Below are 14834 nucleotides of genomic sequence, written 5' to 3' on the forward strand. Positions count from 1 at the left end.
GCAAGCTACAAGCCGTTTTTGCTCAAAACTTGCAGCTTGCAGCTAGAAGCTTGCAGCTACGAACGGAGTGAGATCATGCAACACGAAGCACATACACACGGCATCAACATGTCGGCCCTGGGCCGCGACAAGCAGAGCCTGAACCTGGCTCAGGAAACCGTCGCCATCGAAGTGCCCGGCTTGAACCTGTTCTACGGCCAGAAGCAGGCACTGTATGACGTCAGCCTGAACATACCGAAACAGCGCGTTACCGCGTTCATCGGCCCGTCGGGCTGCGGCAAGTCGACGTTGCTGCGGACCTTCAACCGCATGAATGACCTGGTGGACGGTTGCCGCGTCGAAGGTGAAATCAACCTCTACGGCAACAACATCTACCGCAAGGGCGAGGACGTTGCCGAGCTGCGTCGCCGCGTGGGCATGGTGTTCCAGAAGCCCAACCCGTTCCCGAAGACCATCTATGAGAACGTGGTCTACGGCCTGCGCATCCAGGGCATCAACAAAAAACGCGTGCTCGATGAAGCCGTGGAATGGGCGCTCAAGGGCGCGGCGTTGTGGGATGAGGTCAAGGACCGCCTGCATGAGTCGGCCCTGGGCCTGTCCGGCGGCCAGCAACAACGTCTGGTGATTGCCCGTACCATCGCCGTGGAACCGGAAGTGCTGTTGCTCGACGAACCGTGCTCGGCCCTCGATCCGATCTCGACGCTGAAGGTCGAAGAGCTGATCTATGAGCTCAAGTCCAAGTTCACCATCGTCATCGTGACCCACAACATGCAACAGGCGGCTCGGGTATCCGACTACACCGCGTTCATGTACATGGGCAAACTGGTGGAATTCGGCGACACCGATACCCTGTTCACCAATCCGGCCATGAAGCAGACCGAGGATTACATTACCGGTCGCTACGGCTAGCCGTATAGCCGCAAGCGTCAAGCTGCAAGCGGCAAGTAAAAAGCGATCCGAGTCACGACACATATCAGCTTGCAGCTTGAAGCTTGCAGCTCACAGCTTTTGCGGAGCAAAACCATGATTTCGAAGGAAGGTCTCACTCATCACATTTCCGCGCAGTTCAACGCCGAGCTGGAAGAGGTGCGCAGCCACCTGCTGGCCATGGGCGGGCTGGTGGAAAAACAGGTCAACGACGCGGTGACCGCGCTGATCGAGGCCGATTCCGGCCTGGCCCAGCAAGTGCGCGAGATCGACGACCAGATCAACCAGATGGAACGCAACATCGACGAAGAGTGCCTGCGCATCCTGGCCCGTCGCCAACCGGCTGCGTCCGACCTGCGCCTGATCATCAGCATTTCCAAGTCGGTGATCGACCTGGAGCGGATCGGCGACGAAGCCACCAAGATTGCCCGTCGGGCCATCCAGTTGTGCGAAGAAGGCGAGGCGCCACGCGGCTACGTCGAAGTCCGCCACATCGGTGACCAAGTGCGCAACATGGTCCGCGATGCGCTGGACGCCTTCGCCCGTTTCGACGCCGACCTGGCGCTGTCGGTGGCCCAGTACGACAAGATCATCGATCGCGAGTACAAGACCGCCTTGCGCGAGCTGGCGACCTACATGATGGAAGACCCGCGTTCTATCTCCCGGGTACTGAGCATCATCTGGGTGCTGCGTTCCCTGGAGCGTATCGGCGATCATGCGCGCAACATCTCGGAACTGGTCATCTACCTCGTGCGCGGCACCGACGTACGGCATATGGGGCTCAAGCGGATGAAGGAAGAAGTTGAAGGCACCCCGTCCGAAACCGCTAATGTTCCCGGTGAAACTGACGATAAGTAAGATTGCCAAGAAAAGCGCCCGGCCTTTTGGTCGGGCTTTTTTTTGCGGTTTTTTTAATCGAAAGCAGCACCCCGCGAACGAAAAGTCCCGGCGTGACTGAAGGTTTTTGGCAATGCGCCATCAGTAAAGCGGTATGCTTGCCGGGATTTTTTAGAGGTGTATCTGGATGAGTAAGGTCAGTGTGTTGGTCGTGGACGATGCTTCGTTCATTCGGGACTTGGTGAAGAAGTGCCTGCGCAACTACTTCCCAGGCATCCGCATCGAAGATGCGGTGAATGGCAAGAAAGCCCAGGCCCTGCTGGCCCGTGAAGCGTTTGACTTGGTGCTGTGCGACTGGGAAATGCCGGAGATGTCCGGCCTCGAACTGTTGACCTGGTGCCGCCAGCAAGACAACCTCAAGGGCATGCCGTTCGTCATGGTGACCAGCCGTGGCGACAAGGAAAACGTGGTCCAGGCGATCCAGGCCGGTGTTTCCGGCTATGTCAGCAAGCCCTTCACCAACGAGCAACTTCTCACCAAGGTCAAACAGGCGATGCACAAGGCCGGCAAGCTCGAGACCTTGATGAACAGCGCCCCGACCAAGATGAACTCGGCCTTCGGCAATGATTCCCTCAGTGCCCTGACGGGTGGTAAGCCTCCGGTTGCGGCTGTTGCTTCGGCGCCTGCAGTGAATCCTTTTGCCAAGCCAGCCGCCGCCCCGGCTCCGGCAGCCGCTGCCGCCCCGCCCCGTGGTTTGCTCAACAGCCCGCCGGTGAAGGCACCGGCCGCGTCGGCGCCGGCTGGCAATCGCGGCCAAGGCCAGTTGCGCCTGTCCAGCGGCACCCAGCAATGCGTGATCAAGGCCCTGAGCCTCAAGGAAGCGCTGTTGGTGGTCAAACGCACCGACACCCTGCCACAGGTACTTGAAAGCGCCGTGCTGGACATGGAGCAGGGCGACAACGCCGAAACCGCTCGCTTGAACGGTTACCTGCACGCCATCGTCGCTCACGAACAAACCCCCGACAGCGAGTGGCTGCAACTGACCTTCCGCTTCGTCGACAAAGACCCGCAGAAACTCGACTACATCTCCCGCCTGATCGCCCGCGGCACGGCGCAGAAGCACTTCGTTCCGGGCGCCTGATCCGGCAACGCAGGTCATTCCCACGCAAAGCGTGGGAATGACCAGCAACACCGATCGCTGATCCGATTTGAAACATCTGTCGACTACGCTGGTCCATCCCAGCTGCTAGTCTGCTTTGCAGGCCTTCATTTCGACAGAATTCTTGCCCATGCTCGTGCCGTTGCTGTTCGCCTGTGGTCTAGTCCTGGCCGCCACCCCGGCCCTGGCCATGACCATTTACAAATCCACCGACGCCAATGGCGTGGTCTCCTACAGCGACCGCCCCAGCAAAGGCTCCCAGGTGTTCGTGTTTCGTGATCGCATGGTCGAGCGCCTGGAGCGCCAGGTGTTTCTCGACATCAAGAAGCAGAACGGCGCGGACGCGGTGTTCGTGCGCAACGATTTATACGCCCCGGTTGAAATCGAGCTGAGCTTTGCCGGTCTGCGCAACGTCAGTGGAGCGCCGAGCCGGCCGATTCGCCGGGTGCTGCCGGCACGCAGCAACCTGCGCCTGGCGTTGCTGACGGCCACTCGGCCCGGCAGGCCGCTGGTGTATACCCCGAGGTTCGAATACTCCCTGGGCGACCCGGCAGGCACGGCGCAGGCGTATCGTTATCCGTTGCCGTGGCGTGGCGGGCCGTTTCGGCTGAGCCAGGGCGCGAACGGCCAATACAGTCACTACGGTCCGAAGAACCGCTACGCCATGGACATCGCCATGCCCGAGGGCACGCCGATCATCGCGGCGCGGGGCGGCGTGGTGATCAAGACCGAGAACGAGCAGACCGGGCGCGGCACCGACCCGTCCGGCAACTTCGTACGCGTGTTGCACGATGACGGGACCATGGGCGTCTACCTGCACTTGCAAAAGGGCTCGGTGGGTGTACGAGAAGGGCAACGGGTGTCGGTTGGCACGCCATTGGCGTTATCGGGCAACACCGGCAACAGCTCCGGCCCGCACCTGCACTTCGTGGTGCAGCGCAACACCGGGCTGGGACTGGTGTCGATTCCCTACCAATTCAACCAACCGGTGGGCGACTTGCCCAACTTTGCGGTGGGCAAGCAGTAGCACTCACGCTGGATGGGCTTTTCGTGGCGAGGGAGCTTGCTCCCGCTGGGTCGCGGAGCGGCCCCAAAAGCGACGACTGCTTCGCCCGAAGCGTCGGACCGGCCGAGCGGGAGCAAGCTCCCTCGCCACGGTGGGTTATGTCTTTAACTTGAGGGCCGGTTGACGGTCAATCAAGCATCAACACCTTCGCCAAAATGATCTTCGGCCCTTTCATCTTCTTGATGATGATCCGCAGGCCTTCGACCTCCAACACTTCTTCCTCTTCTGGCACCCGTTTCAGTGTTTCATAGACCAGCCCTGCCAGGGTTTCCGCCTCGATGTGGTCCAGGTCGATTCCCAGCAGGCGTTCGACCTTGAACAGCGGCGTGTCGCCGCGTACCAGCAGTTTGCCCGGTTGATAGGCGAGGATGCCGCGCTCGGCCTTGCGGTGTTCGTCCTGGATATCGCCTACCAGCACTTCCAGTACGTCTTCCATGGTCAGGTAGCCGATGATGTTGCCGTCGGCTTCCTCGACCACGGCGAAATGCGAGCCGCCCTTGCGGAACTGCTCCAGCAATTGTGACAGCGGCATGTGCCGCGACACGCGTTCCAGCGGCCGGGTCAGCTCGGCCAGGTTGAACGACTCTGGAATGTGATCCAGGGCCGCCAGTTCCAGCAGCAGGTCCTTGATGTGCAGCAGGCCGACAAACTCCTGGCGCTCGCTGTCGTACACCGGATAACGGCTGAACTTATGGCGACGGAACATCGCCAGGATTTCCTTGAGCGGCGCGTTGAATTCCAGCGTCACCAGGTCTTCCCGGGAGTTGGCCCAGTCCACGACTTCCAGTTCGCCCATTTCCACGGCGGAGGCGAGCACGCGCATGCCTTGGTCGCTCGGGTCCTGGCCACGGCTGGAGTGCAGGATCAGCTTCAGTTCTTCGCGGCTGTAATGGTGTTCATGATGCGGGCCAGGCTCGCCTTGGCCGGCGATGCGCAGGATCGCGTTAGCGCTGGCATTGAGCAGGTAGATCGCCGGGTACATGGCCCAGTAGAACAGGTACAGCGGCACAGCCGTCCACAGCGACAGCAGCTCCGGTTTGCGGATCGCCCAGGATTTTGGGGCCAGCTCACCGACCACGATGTGCAGATAGGAAATGATGAAGAAAGCGGTAAAGAACGACACGCCCTTGATCACTTCCGGCGACTGGACGCCGACCGCGCCCAACAACGGCTCGAGAATGTGCGCGAACGCCGGTTCGCCGACCCAGCCCAGGCCCAGCGAAGCCAGGGTGATACCCAGTTGGCAGGCTGACAGGTAGGCATCGAGCTGGCTATGGACGGTGCGCAGGATGTGCCCGCGCCAGCCGTTCTGCTCAGCGATGGCCTCGACCCGGGTCGAGCGCAGCTTGACCATGGCGAATTCAGCCGCAACGAAAAATCCGTTGAGCAGGACCAGGATCAGAGCAAAAAGAATCATGCCGAATTCGGCGAAGAGTGTAGCGAGGGACAAGCCAGGGGAAGGGTCCATGATGGAGTTTTGCAGGTTCCGTATGTTCGTGAGAGTGAAAATCAGTGCCTGAAAAGGCAGGCACAAGTCAGCCAATGTAGCGGCTGACCCGGCGATTGCCTAGTGGGGAGCGCTGGCCGGTGTCACTCGTCGCGGCTGGGGAGGCGTCCGCGAACCACCTGCGCCGGGGCGAAGTGGCAGGTAAACGTGCTGCCATGGCCCGGCACGCTGCTGATTTCCATGCGTGCGCGATGACGCAGCAAGACGTGTTTGACGATCGCCAGCCCCAGCCCGGTGCCCCCGGTGTTGGAGTTGCGGCTGGAGTCGACCCGGTAGAAACGCTCGGTCAGGCGCGGCAGGTGCTTGCTGTCGATGCCGATGCCTGAGTCGCGCACGCTCAGGTGCGCGCCTTGTTCATCGCCCCACCAGCGGACCTGGATTCGCCCCTGTTCCGGCGTGTATTTGACTGCGTTGAACACGAGATTGGAAAAAGCGCTGCGCAATTCCGCCTCGCTGCCCTTGAGCTGCACGGTCGGGTCGGCTTCCAGGGTGATTGCCTGCTGCTTGGGGCCGGACAGCTCTTGGGCGTCCTCCACAATGATCTGCAGCAACTCGTCGGTGGCCACGGGCTGGTTGTCCGACGGGTAATCGGTGGCTTCCAGCTTCGCCAGCAGCAGCAAGTCGTTGAGCAAGGTCTGCATGCGCCCGCCTTGCTGCTGCATTTGTTGCAATGCGCGGCTCCAGCGTGGGTTCACCTCCTCGACGTTATCGAGCAGGGTTTCCAGGTAGCCGCAGATCACCGTCAACGGCGTGCGCAGCTCATGGGACACGTTGGCAATAAAGTCCTTACGCATCTGTTCCAACTGATGAATGCGCGTCACGTCCCGCACCAGCATCAAATGCTCGTTGTTGCCGTAGCGGGTGATATACAGCTGGATGCGCAGGCGATCGTTGGTCGGTGAGGGAATCTCCAACGGCTCGGCGTAGTTGTCCTGTTCGAAATATTCCTTGAAGCGTGGATGACGCACCAGGTTGGTCACCGGCTGGCCGCTGTCCTGTGGTGTCTTGAGGCCCAGCAGGGTTTCGGCGGCGCGGTTCCACCATTCCAGGTTGCCGTCGCTGTCGAGCATGATCACCGCGTCTTTCAGCGCGGCTGTAGATTCCTGGACGCGGTCGATTACCGCTTGCAGGCGCCCGCGCACGCGTTGGTCGCGCCGTTGCAGGTGATAGATGCTGTCGAACACTTCGCCCCACAGGCCGTAGCCGTCGGGCGGGGCCTCGTCGGGCTGGTGCAGGCGCAGCCACTCGTGCAGGCGCAGCAACTGCTTGAGGGTCCAGGCCAGGTAAAGCGCCAGTCCCACGGCCAGGCTCCAGCCGTAATAGCCTGTGATCAGGCCGATCAACAGGCAACCGGTCACCAGCAACAACATGTGGCGGATCAGGGTGCCATGCCAGTTTTGATTCACGTGAACGCGCGTCCTTGTCAGCTTGTCGGGCGGTAAGGGCTCGGATCAGGCCTTTGTCGAAAAACGATAACCGGTGCCGCGCACGGTTTGTACCAGATTTTCGTAGGCATCGCCGAGGGCTTTGCGCAGCCGTCGGATGTGTACGTCCACGGTGCGCTCCTCGACATACACATTGCCGCCCCAGACCTGGTCCAGCAGCTGGCCGCGGGTGTAGGCGCGCTCTTGGTGGGTCATGAAGAATTGCAGCAGGCGGTATTCGGTCGGCCCCATCTCGGCGGGCTTGCCGTCGATGGTCACGCGGTGGCTGATCGGGTCGAGCAGCAAGCCACCGACTTCGATCGGTGCTTCGCCATCGGTCGGACCGGCACGCCGCAGCACGGCCTTGAGGCGCGCCACCAGCTCACGCGGGGAAAACGGCTTGGTGATGTAATCATCGGCGCCGACTTCAAGACCCTGGATCTTGTTGTCCTCTTCACCCTTGGCGGTGAGCATGATGATCGGGATATCGCCGGTCAGCTCATCACGCTTGAGGCGCCGCGCCAGCTCGATGCCAGACGTGCCGGGAAGCATCCAGTCCAGCAAGATCAGGTCGGGCTTGCGGTCGACGATGATGGCGTGGGCCTGTTGAGAGTTTTCTGCTTCCATGCAGTCATAGCCGGCCATCTCCAACGCAACGGCAATCATCTCGCGGATGGGCGCCTCGTCGTCGACGATCAGAATGCTCCTGCCAACCATGGGGTAATCCTCTTGTCATTTAACTGTCTTGCGCCGCATTAGATAACGGAATTATTGCAGTCGTGTGACAGTTATTTCCCTGGACGGCAGCAGAAGCGATCCTGGGCTAGGCTTTTGGGTCCGAATCCTGACAACTGCAAAGGAAGGTTTCCATGAATCATTACACCCAATCCATCAAGGTGCTGGGGCTGGTGGCTGCGCTGGCGCTGCCGGCGATGGCGTTCGCGGCTGATCCGGCGATGGTCAAGGATGGCGTGTTGGTCGATCACAAGGGCATGACCCTGTACACCTATGACAAGGACGACGACAGCAAATCAATGTGCAACGACAAATGCGCCGAGAATTGGCCACCGCTCAAGGCCGAAAGCACCGCCACTCCGTCAGGCGAATGGACCGTGATCACCCGCGACGACGGGGCGTCGCAGTGGGCCTATGACGGCGATCCGCTGTACACCTTCGTCGGCGACAAGAAGGCCGGCGACAAGACCGGTGACGGCAAGGGTGGCGTCTGGAAGATCGCCAAGCCTGACTGACCAGCACCAAACCGCTCTTCGTGGCGAGGGAGCTTGCTCCCGCTCGGTTGCGCAGCGACCGCAAGATTTTTGGGGCCGCTTCGCAGCCCAGCGGGAGCAAGCTCCCTCGCCACAGGGTTCTTCTTCATCCCAAACCCAGCGCTCGGCCACAGAACTCACCGCAACCCGTAATCCAGCACAATCCCAACGAAAATCGCCAACCCGGCCCAGTGGTTGTGCAAAAACGCCTTGAAACAGCGCATCCGGTCCTTGCCACGGGTGTACCAGAACTCCCAGGCAAAGCACGCGGCAGCGGCCACCAGCCCCAGATGGAACCAGCCGCCCAGCTTGAATTGAGACCCAGCCAGCAACAGGCAACCCAGCGCCAGGCCTTGCAGCGTCAGAATGATCGCCCGGTCGGCATCGCCAAACAGGATGGCCGTGGACTTCACGCCGATCTTCAGGTCATCGTCCCGGTCGGTCATTGCGTAGTAAGTGTCGTAGCCCACCGTCCACAGCAGGTTGGCGATGTACAGCAACCACGCGGCGGCCGGCAGATGGCCGGTTTCGGCGGTGAACGCCATCGGCATGCCCCAGGAAAACGCCGCGCCCAAAACCACTTGCGGGTAATAGGTGTAGCGCTTCATGAACGGATAACTGAACGCCAGGGCCAAGCCGCCCAAGGACAACAGGATCGTTGGCGCATTGGTGCACAGCACCAGCAGGAAACTCACGCCCATCAGCACCGCGAAGAACACCAGCGCTTCTTTCGAGCTGATCTTGCCGCTCACCAGCGGGCGCTGTTCGGTGCGCTTGACGTGGCCGTCCACCTTGCGATCGGCCCAGTCGTTGATCACGCAACCGCCGGCGCGGGTCAGCACCACGCCGATCACGAAAATCACGATGTTGGCCAGGGAAGGCGAGCCTTCGCCGGCAATCCACAGCGCCCACAATGTTGGCCACAGCAGCAGATAGATGCCGATGGGCTTGTCCATGCGGGTCAGTTGCACGAAGTCCCAGGCCCGCGGGTTCAGGCGGTTCAAGGATTTGAGCAATTGCACGTACATCAGCAGTTCTCCGAATAGGCGCGGGCGACGGTCCACAGGCGCGGCAGGAAAATCTCCGCCACCAGTACGCTCAGCGTACCGCGATCGAAACGCGAGCGACGGCCCCACAGCGCGCTGGCGCGAACCTCGGGCGGCAACCATTCGCTGGGGTAGTGACACACCTCGATAGCCCGGCGCTGGAACGCCTGGTCGCAAAACAGCAGCTCACCCAGGGAGCGGCTACCGAGTTCGTCCATTTGCAAACCGTCGCCCTGCAAGGCGCTGCGGGCCGCCACGCTACGGGCAAATACCCAAGGCTCGCCGTGGCCGCGCAGGTACACCTCGCGCACCCAACCCTCGCTGCCCTCGGCCAGATCCAGCGCGGCACATTCGTCGGCGCGCAACGGCTGCCAGCCCTCGAACAACGGCGTCACGCTGAAATGCTCGTCCGACAGGCCGGTCAGGCGTCGGGTCAAGGATCCGTCGTCGAACAGCCAGTCCAGCACGCAGGCATCTGGACGGGGCGACAGCAGGTGCTGGGGCAGCCATTGGAGTGTAGGAAATATCGAATTTGTCGGCGGCACAGAGGTCTTGATTGGCAGCAAATGAGGCCGCGAGCTTACCATGTCGGTCATTGGATTTGACTGAGCGGACCCGCCGCCGCGCGGATCCTGCTTGCATCTGTAGCGAACGATCAGTACAAAACCGCCCTGAGCTGGAAAATACCAGCCAAGGCCTGACATCTTGAGGAAGTATTGGAATGAAGAAGTGGCAATGTGTTGTCTGCGGCCTGATCTACAACGAAGCTGAAGGCTGGCCGGACGACGGCATCGCGCCCGGCACTTTGTGGCAAGACGTGCCGGAAGACTGGCTGTGCCCAGATTGCGGCGTCGGCAAAATGGATTTCGAGATGATCGAAATCAACTGATCGTTTCTCAAGTGGAGAGCAACATGAGCGCACCTGTCGTCATCGTCGGTACCGGCCTGGCTGGCTACAACCTGGCCCGGGAGTTTCGCAAGCTCGACAGCGAAACCCCGTTGCTGCTGATTACCGCGGACGATGGTCGTTCCTACTCCAAGCCGATGCTCTCCACGGGCTTCGGCAAGAATAAAGATGCCGACGGCCTGAGCATGGCCGAGCCAGGCGCCATGGCCGAGCAGCTCAAGGCAGAGGTCCGCACCCACACGCGCATCAGCGGCATTGACCCAGGCCACAAGCGCCTGTGGATCGGCGAGGAAGCGGTGAGTTATCGCGACCTGGTCCTGGCCTGGGGCGCCGAAACCGTGCGCGTGCCGGTACAGGGCGACGCGGCGGACTTGATCTTCCCCATCAACGACCTCGAAGACTACGCCCGCTTTCGGGCCGCCGCCGCTGGTAAGCGCCGGGTGCTGCTGCTAGGCGCCGGTCTGATCGGCTGCGAATTCGCCAACGACCTGATCCTGGGCGGCTACGAAGTGCAGCTGGTAGCGCCATGCGAACAAGTCATGCCGACGCTGTTGCACCCAGCCGCCGCCGCAGCGGTACAGGCCGGACTGGAAAGCCTTGGCGCGCGTTTCCACCTGGGGCCGGTGCTCAATCGCCTGCAACGGGTGGCCGACGGATTGGAGGCGCACCTGTCGGACGGCCAAGTGATCGCCTGCGATCTCGTGGTCTCGGCCATCGGCCTGCGCCCACGCATTGACCTGGCGGCGGCCGCCGGGCTGGTGGTCAATCGCGGCGTGGTGGTTGATCGTCACCTGAAAACGTCCCACGCCAATATCTACGCCCTGGGCGACTGCGCCGAAGTCGATGGCCTGAACCTGCTCTACGTCATGCCGCTGATGAGCTGCGCCCGAGCCTTGGCCCAAACCCTGGCCGCAAACCCGACCGCTGTCAGCTACGGCGCCATGCCGATTACCGTGAAGACGCCGGTGTGCCCGTTGGTGGTTTCTCCGCCGCCACGGGGCAGCGAAGGCGTGTGGAGCGTCGAAGGGCAGGGCGCCGACATCAAGGCCCTGTGCCGCGACGCCCAAGGCAACCTGCTGGGCTACGCCCTGACCGGTGCGGCGGTGATGGAGAAACTGGCGCTGAACAAGCAGCTTCCGGCCCTGCTGGCGTAAATGCCGGTCGTTCTGTCGGATATACCGTGCTTTTGAAGCGACAAAGGCCCGCCGGACACTGGCGCCGGTTACGGCCCCGTGCCATCCTCACTCCCGTCTGCCGCAGAGTAGAGCCTGCGGCGCCTTAGGGGCTGTTCCGAAGAGAACAGCACGGACATAACAACAAAAAAACCGTCAAAGGGGCTTCATTCATGCGTAAACCAGAACTCGCTGCCGCTATCGCGGAAAAAGCGGACCTCACCAAAGAACAAGCCAACCGCGTCCTCAACGCCGTCCTCGAAGAAATCACCGGCGCCCTGCATCGCAAGGACAGCGTCACGCTCGTCGGCTTCGGCACCTTCCTGCAACGCCACCGCGGCGCCCGCACCGGCAAAAACCCACAAACCGGCGAGCCAGTGAAGATCAAGGCCAGCAACACCGTTGCGTTCAAGCCAGGCAAGTCGTTGAAGGACAGCGTTAACCCGTAATTGCGGCGAGTACCTCGGTCGAGGGAAGAAAGCGGCGACAAAAAAGGCATACCGATGAATCGATATGCCTTTTTTTGCGCCTTGGATAAACCGTGGCGCAGCGGTTAGCGCGGATCGACGTTGTTCAACACTCGGTTCGCCAGTAACGAACTCAGCTCGATCAGTTGCTGGATGCCTAGGAGAAAGTGGCGGTGCGCCATCCAGGTCGAAGGCCAGGGTGCTGACCATCGCGTCAGCGGAGGCCAGGGTTTCGCTGAGGTTGGCCAGTAGGCATTCGTTGTCCATGTCTTGTACGACGGTGAACAGCTGGCCGGGTTGAGGGGGTTCTTCGGGCTTTCAGGAAGACGATAGGCCCCGGGGGCAAGGCGCACAAGCCAGCGGATTCTGGCGTAGTTGTAGGTAAAGGCGCAAGGATGCGTAGCTTGGCGGAAGAGGGAGACTCAGGATGAATTTTGTTCTGACGGATGCCCCCGATTCGTGGCGAGGGAGCTTGCTCCCGCTCGGCGGCGCAGCCGTCGTAGGCCGGTTGATGCGGTTTGTCTGTAGGAACGCGCCGGGCCTTTTTGGGGCGGCTTTGCCACCCAGCGGGAGCAAGCTCCCTCGCCACGGATCCGGGGTTGCTGGTGGAACTCGGGCGGCAAAATTGAGACCGGCGTCATGGCCTCGAAAACGGCCTCTTCAGGCACCTTGATTGTTACCATCCATTGCTTGAAGATCTGCCGCTCGTTCAGCCTCCCTCTTGCCTGGAAAACGACCCGGATCATGACGCTCTATCGCCTCCACGAAGCCGATTTCGACATCCCTGACACCTGGCAGGACCAGAGCATCAACATCTTCAAGTTGCCAGCCGTCGGCGGCGCCAAGGAAGCCAGTTTCGTCATCAGTCGCGACCCGAGCCGAGGCGATACGCCGTTCAACGATTATGTCGATCAACAACTGGCGAGTGCCGAGCAGCAACTGCCTGGGTTCAAGCTGATCAAGCGTTGGGATTTTTTCCTCCACGAACATGCCGCCGTGCTGCTCGATTACACCTGGCAGCGCGAAGGGCGAGAGCTGATGCTGCGCCAGGTGTTCATCGATCGCCAACCCGTAGGGCTGATCACCACGTTGACCACGACGCCGGGTGATCTGGTGCATCACGAACCCGCCTGGAAGGCCGCCATGCATTCCTTCAAGGTTTTGTCCGCGACCGCCTGATCAATCTCCGGAAGACCCTCACGCAATGGATATGCTGGCCGCTGCGCGCCTCGGCGACGAAATAGCCCACGGTTTCGGTGTCGCCGCGATGGTGGCGGGCGCGTTGCCGGTGCGTTGATCGGCGCGGCGGTGGTGGCGGCGACGGTCGCGACCGGGGGTGTGGCGCTGGCGATCATGGCGGGCTCGATTGCCGCCGGCGGCTTGTCGATGTTCCAGATTCTCAAAGGCCTGAACACCATTTTCAACTTGCCCGAGCCTACGACGGGCGCGTTGATCATGGGCAGCCTCAACGTCCACATCAACCGGCGCAACGCCATGCGTGCCGGCGTCGACATGTCGGCGGGGTGTACGGGCCTGCCGATGAACCATCCGATCTGGCCGTTCCCGGTGCTGATCGCCGAGGGCAGCGCCACCGTCTATATCAACGGCAAGCCAGCGGCGCGCTTGCAGAGCAAAATGGTCTGCGGCGCCCACATCAAGACCGGCAGCCCCAATACGTTTATTGGCGGGCCGACGGTCTCGGTTGCGTTTGTCCTCGACATCGAAGGGTGGCTGCACACCGGCCTCGAAGCTTTGGGGCTGGTCGCCATGGGCGCGGCGGCTGTACTGGCGGCGATGGCCGGCGCGGCGGCGTTCGCAGGCTTCGTGGTGATTGGCGGCGCCATGATGGGCGGCATGGCCTTGCTGGGCGATCTGGGTGATCGCCTCGGGCCGGGCTATCGCGACTTGCTCCAGGGCATCGCGGGTATGGCACTGCTGGGGCTGGGGCCGAAGATGGCCCGCCTCGGCGCGGCGCCCAAACCTCGCGCCGCGGCATACAAGCCGGGCACCACCGAAGCCGATATCATGGCGATTCCCAAGGGCAGTCGGCCGCCACCGAGCGACTACCTTGAAGGTCCGTATATCGACAAGCACCTCAAGACCTTCGAGGACGAGGGCGGCAGTTTCCTCTTCACCACCGACGACATCGCCAACCCGAAATATGGTTCGTTCAACCCGAACAAATTCGTCATGGCAAAGTCCGACCTCAGCGCGGTGGTGACCGAGTACAAGAAAACCGGCGACGTTTCGGTGCTGGAGTCAGCCCTGGGGTACGATCCGGGATCGCTGGTGGGCAAGGACATCTACATGCTGAGCCTGGACAAACCCAAGGTGCTGATGCCGACCGGTAACGAAGGCGGCGTGAACTCGCTCTGGCGCCCCGGTGGCCTGACCCATCCGGGCGGCATGCGCGAAGCGGTGCTGGACAACGTACCGATCTTCCACGGCAATGACATCAACGCACTGATGAAGGCCCAAGACGTTGTGAGAATCCCATGAGTAATCCGCAAGACAACGTGCTGCTGTTGGCGCTGGCCAATGACGAGTTGGACAAATTCCTGGTGGGCGAGCCGTTCTACTTTCTCGAAGCCAAGACTGACAACGACGAGCCACAAAACGTCGTGGCCGCGTTCGACCAACTGATCATGCCGTACTGGCGCCAGACCCACGACGCGACTTTTCCCCCGCGTTTCGTGGCGGCCCTGCTGACGATGCTGGCGACGTACCCAGACCGCACGCGGGCGATCTACATCGCCGCCGACTGGGTCTGGTATTACCGTTTCTGCCAGGACAAACAGCGCCAGCAGCCGCTCGGCCCGTATGGCGATCTGTTCGACGTGGACATGGGCAGCGTCGCCGTAGCGCTCAAGCGACTGCTGGAAAACCACAAGGCTGAACTGGTCGCCGACACCCGCTGGGCCGGCGCGGCGTGGAACAGCTCGGACGGCATGTGGACGCCGCTGATGCGTTCGGCGGTGATGGTGCGGGACAAGTTGGGTGGGCCGGACTTTGTGCCGGGGAATATTTGATTCATTGGGCGGCGTAGCGGTTGGC

General features: G+C 61.6%; 15 protein-coding genes and 2 pseudogenes. 11 read left to right on the top strand and 6 right to left on the bottom strand.

The window, feature by feature from the left end:
- Window positions 1–75 precede the first annotated feature (75 nt).
- The 4 genes from pstB (at window position 76) to HU806_RS10870 (ending at window position 3950) form a co-directional block, all read left to right on the top strand.
- Window positions 76–909, top strand: a complete 834-nt coding sequence (gene pstB, locus HU806_RS10855; RefSeq protein ID WP_186611374.1) for a phosphate ABC transporter ATP-binding protein PstB — start codon at window positions 76–78, stop codon at window positions 907–909.
- 114 nt (window positions 910–1023) lie between these two features.
- Window positions 1024–1785, top strand: a complete 762-nt coding sequence (phoU, locus tag HU806_RS10860; protein ID WP_030139132.1) for a phosphate signaling complex protein PhoU — start codon at window positions 1024–1026, stop codon at window positions 1783–1785.
- A gap of 166 nt (window positions 1786–1951) precedes the next feature.
- Window positions 1952–2905: a response regulator gene (locus tag HU806_RS10865; protein WP_186611375.1), complete on the top strand. Its 954-nt coding sequence runs from the start codon at window positions 1952–1954 to the stop codon at window positions 2903–2905.
- A 148-nt stretch (window positions 2906–3053) separates the two neighbouring features.
- A complete protein-coding gene (locus HU806_RS10870) occupies window positions 3054–3950 on the top strand; it encodes a M23 family metallopeptidase (RefSeq protein WP_186611376.1) in 897 nt (298 codons plus the stop codon).
- A gap of 166 nt (window positions 3951–4116) precedes the next feature.
- Here the strand turns inward: HU806_RS10870 and HU806_RS10875 are convergent, their stop codons facing one another.
- The 3 genes from HU806_RS10875 to phoB form a co-directional block, all read right to left on the bottom strand.
- Window positions 4117–5457 (bottom strand): hemolysin family protein, encoded by a 1341-nt coding sequence (locus HU806_RS10875; protein ID WP_186611377.1) that lies wholly within the window; start codon window positions 5455–5457, stop codon window positions 4117–4119.
- A gap of 122 nt (window positions 5458–5579) precedes the next feature.
- The gene (gene phoR / locus HU806_RS10880) at window positions 5580–6866 is read right to left on the bottom strand and encodes a phosphate regulon sensor histidine kinase PhoR (protein WP_189672443.1); all 1287 of its coding nucleotides are present in this window, start codon (window positions 6864–6866) and stop codon (window positions 5580–5582) included.
- Between the two features lie 81 nt (window positions 6867–6947).
- Entirely contained in the window at window positions 6948–7637 is a 690-nt protein-coding gene (gene phoB, locus HU806_RS10885) for a phosphate regulon transcriptional regulator PhoB (RefSeq protein ID WP_003177195.1), read from the bottom strand.
- 152 nt (window positions 7638–7789) lie between these two features.
- On the opposite strand from phoB, the gene HU806_RS10890 reads away from it, so the two are divergent.
- Window positions 7790–8170: a COG4315 family predicted lipoprotein gene (locus HU806_RS10890; protein ID WP_186611379.1), complete on the top strand. Its 381-nt coding sequence runs from the start codon at window positions 7790–7792 to the stop codon at window positions 8168–8170.
- Window positions 8171–8325: 155 nt separating this feature from the next.
- On the opposite strand, the gene ubiA is transcribed toward HU806_RS10890, so the two are convergent.
- Window positions 8326–9216, bottom strand: coding sequence for a 4-hydroxybenzoate octaprenyltransferase (gene ubiA / locus HU806_RS10895; RefSeq protein ID WP_186611380.1), 891 nt, complete (start codon window positions 9214–9216; stop codon window positions 8326–8328).
- Window positions 9216–9779, bottom strand: coding sequence for a chorismate lyase (locus HU806_RS10900; protein WP_186611381.1), 564 nt, complete (start codon window positions 9777–9779; stop codon window positions 9216–9218). The genes ubiA and HU806_RS10900 overlap by 1 nt, the downstream gene beginning before the upstream one ends.
- Window positions 9780–9955: 176 nt before the next feature.
- Here HU806_RS10900 and HU806_RS10905 point away from each other — a divergent pair, with 176 nt between their 5' ends.
- The 3 genes from HU806_RS10905 to HU806_RS10915 all read left to right on the top strand — a co-directional run bounded on the left by HU806_RS10905 (window position 9956) and on the right by HU806_RS10915 (window position 11762).
- Window positions 9956–10123, top strand: coding sequence for a rubredoxin (locus HU806_RS10905; RefSeq protein WP_186611382.1), 168 nt, complete (start codon window positions 9956–9958; stop codon window positions 10121–10123).
- A gap of 23 nt (window positions 10124–10146) precedes the next feature.
- Window positions 10147–11295, top strand: coding sequence for an NAD(P)/FAD-dependent oxidoreductase (locus HU806_RS10910; protein WP_186611383.1), 1149 nt, complete (start codon window positions 10147–10149; stop codon window positions 11293–11295).
- Between the two features lie 191 nt (window positions 11296–11486).
- A complete protein-coding gene (locus HU806_RS10915) occupies window positions 11487–11762 on the top strand; it encodes an HU family DNA-binding protein (protein ID WP_003213368.1) in 276 nt (91 codons plus the stop codon).
- A gap of 104 nt (window positions 11763–11866) precedes the next feature.
- Here the strand turns inward: HU806_RS10915 and HU806_RS26475 are convergent.
- Window positions 11867–12083: pseudogene (locus HU806_RS26475) on the bottom strand (DUF6124 family protein); the annotation flags it as partial.
- A gap of 441 nt (window positions 12084–12524) precedes the next feature.
- On the opposite strand from HU806_RS26475, the gene HU806_RS10920 reads away from it, so the two are divergent.
- The 3 genes and pseudogenes from HU806_RS10920 to HU806_RS10930 all read left to right on the top strand — a co-directional run bounded on the left by HU806_RS10920 (window position 12525) and on the right by HU806_RS10930 (window position 14809).
- Window positions 12525–12959, top strand: coding sequence for a DcrB-related protein (locus HU806_RS10920; RefSeq protein ID WP_186611384.1), 435 nt, complete (start codon window positions 12525–12527; stop codon window positions 12957–12959).
- Window positions 12960–12984: 25 nt separating this feature from the next.
- Window positions 12985–14279 (top strand): annotated as a pseudogene (locus HU806_RS10925) (PAAR domain-containing protein).
- Window positions 14276–14809, top strand: coding sequence for a hypothetical protein (locus HU806_RS10930; RefSeq protein ID WP_186611385.1), 534 nt, complete (start codon window positions 14276–14278; stop codon window positions 14807–14809). The pseudogene HU806_RS10925 and the gene HU806_RS10930 overlap by 4 nt, the downstream one beginning before the upstream one ends.
- Window positions 14810–14834: the final 25 nt, after the last annotated feature.

This window comes from Pseudomonas sp. SWRI154 (assembly GCF_014268645.1).
Lineage (GTDB): Bacteria > Pseudomonadota > Gammaproteobacteria > Pseudomonadales > Pseudomonadaceae > Aquipseudomonas > Aquipseudomonas marvdashtae.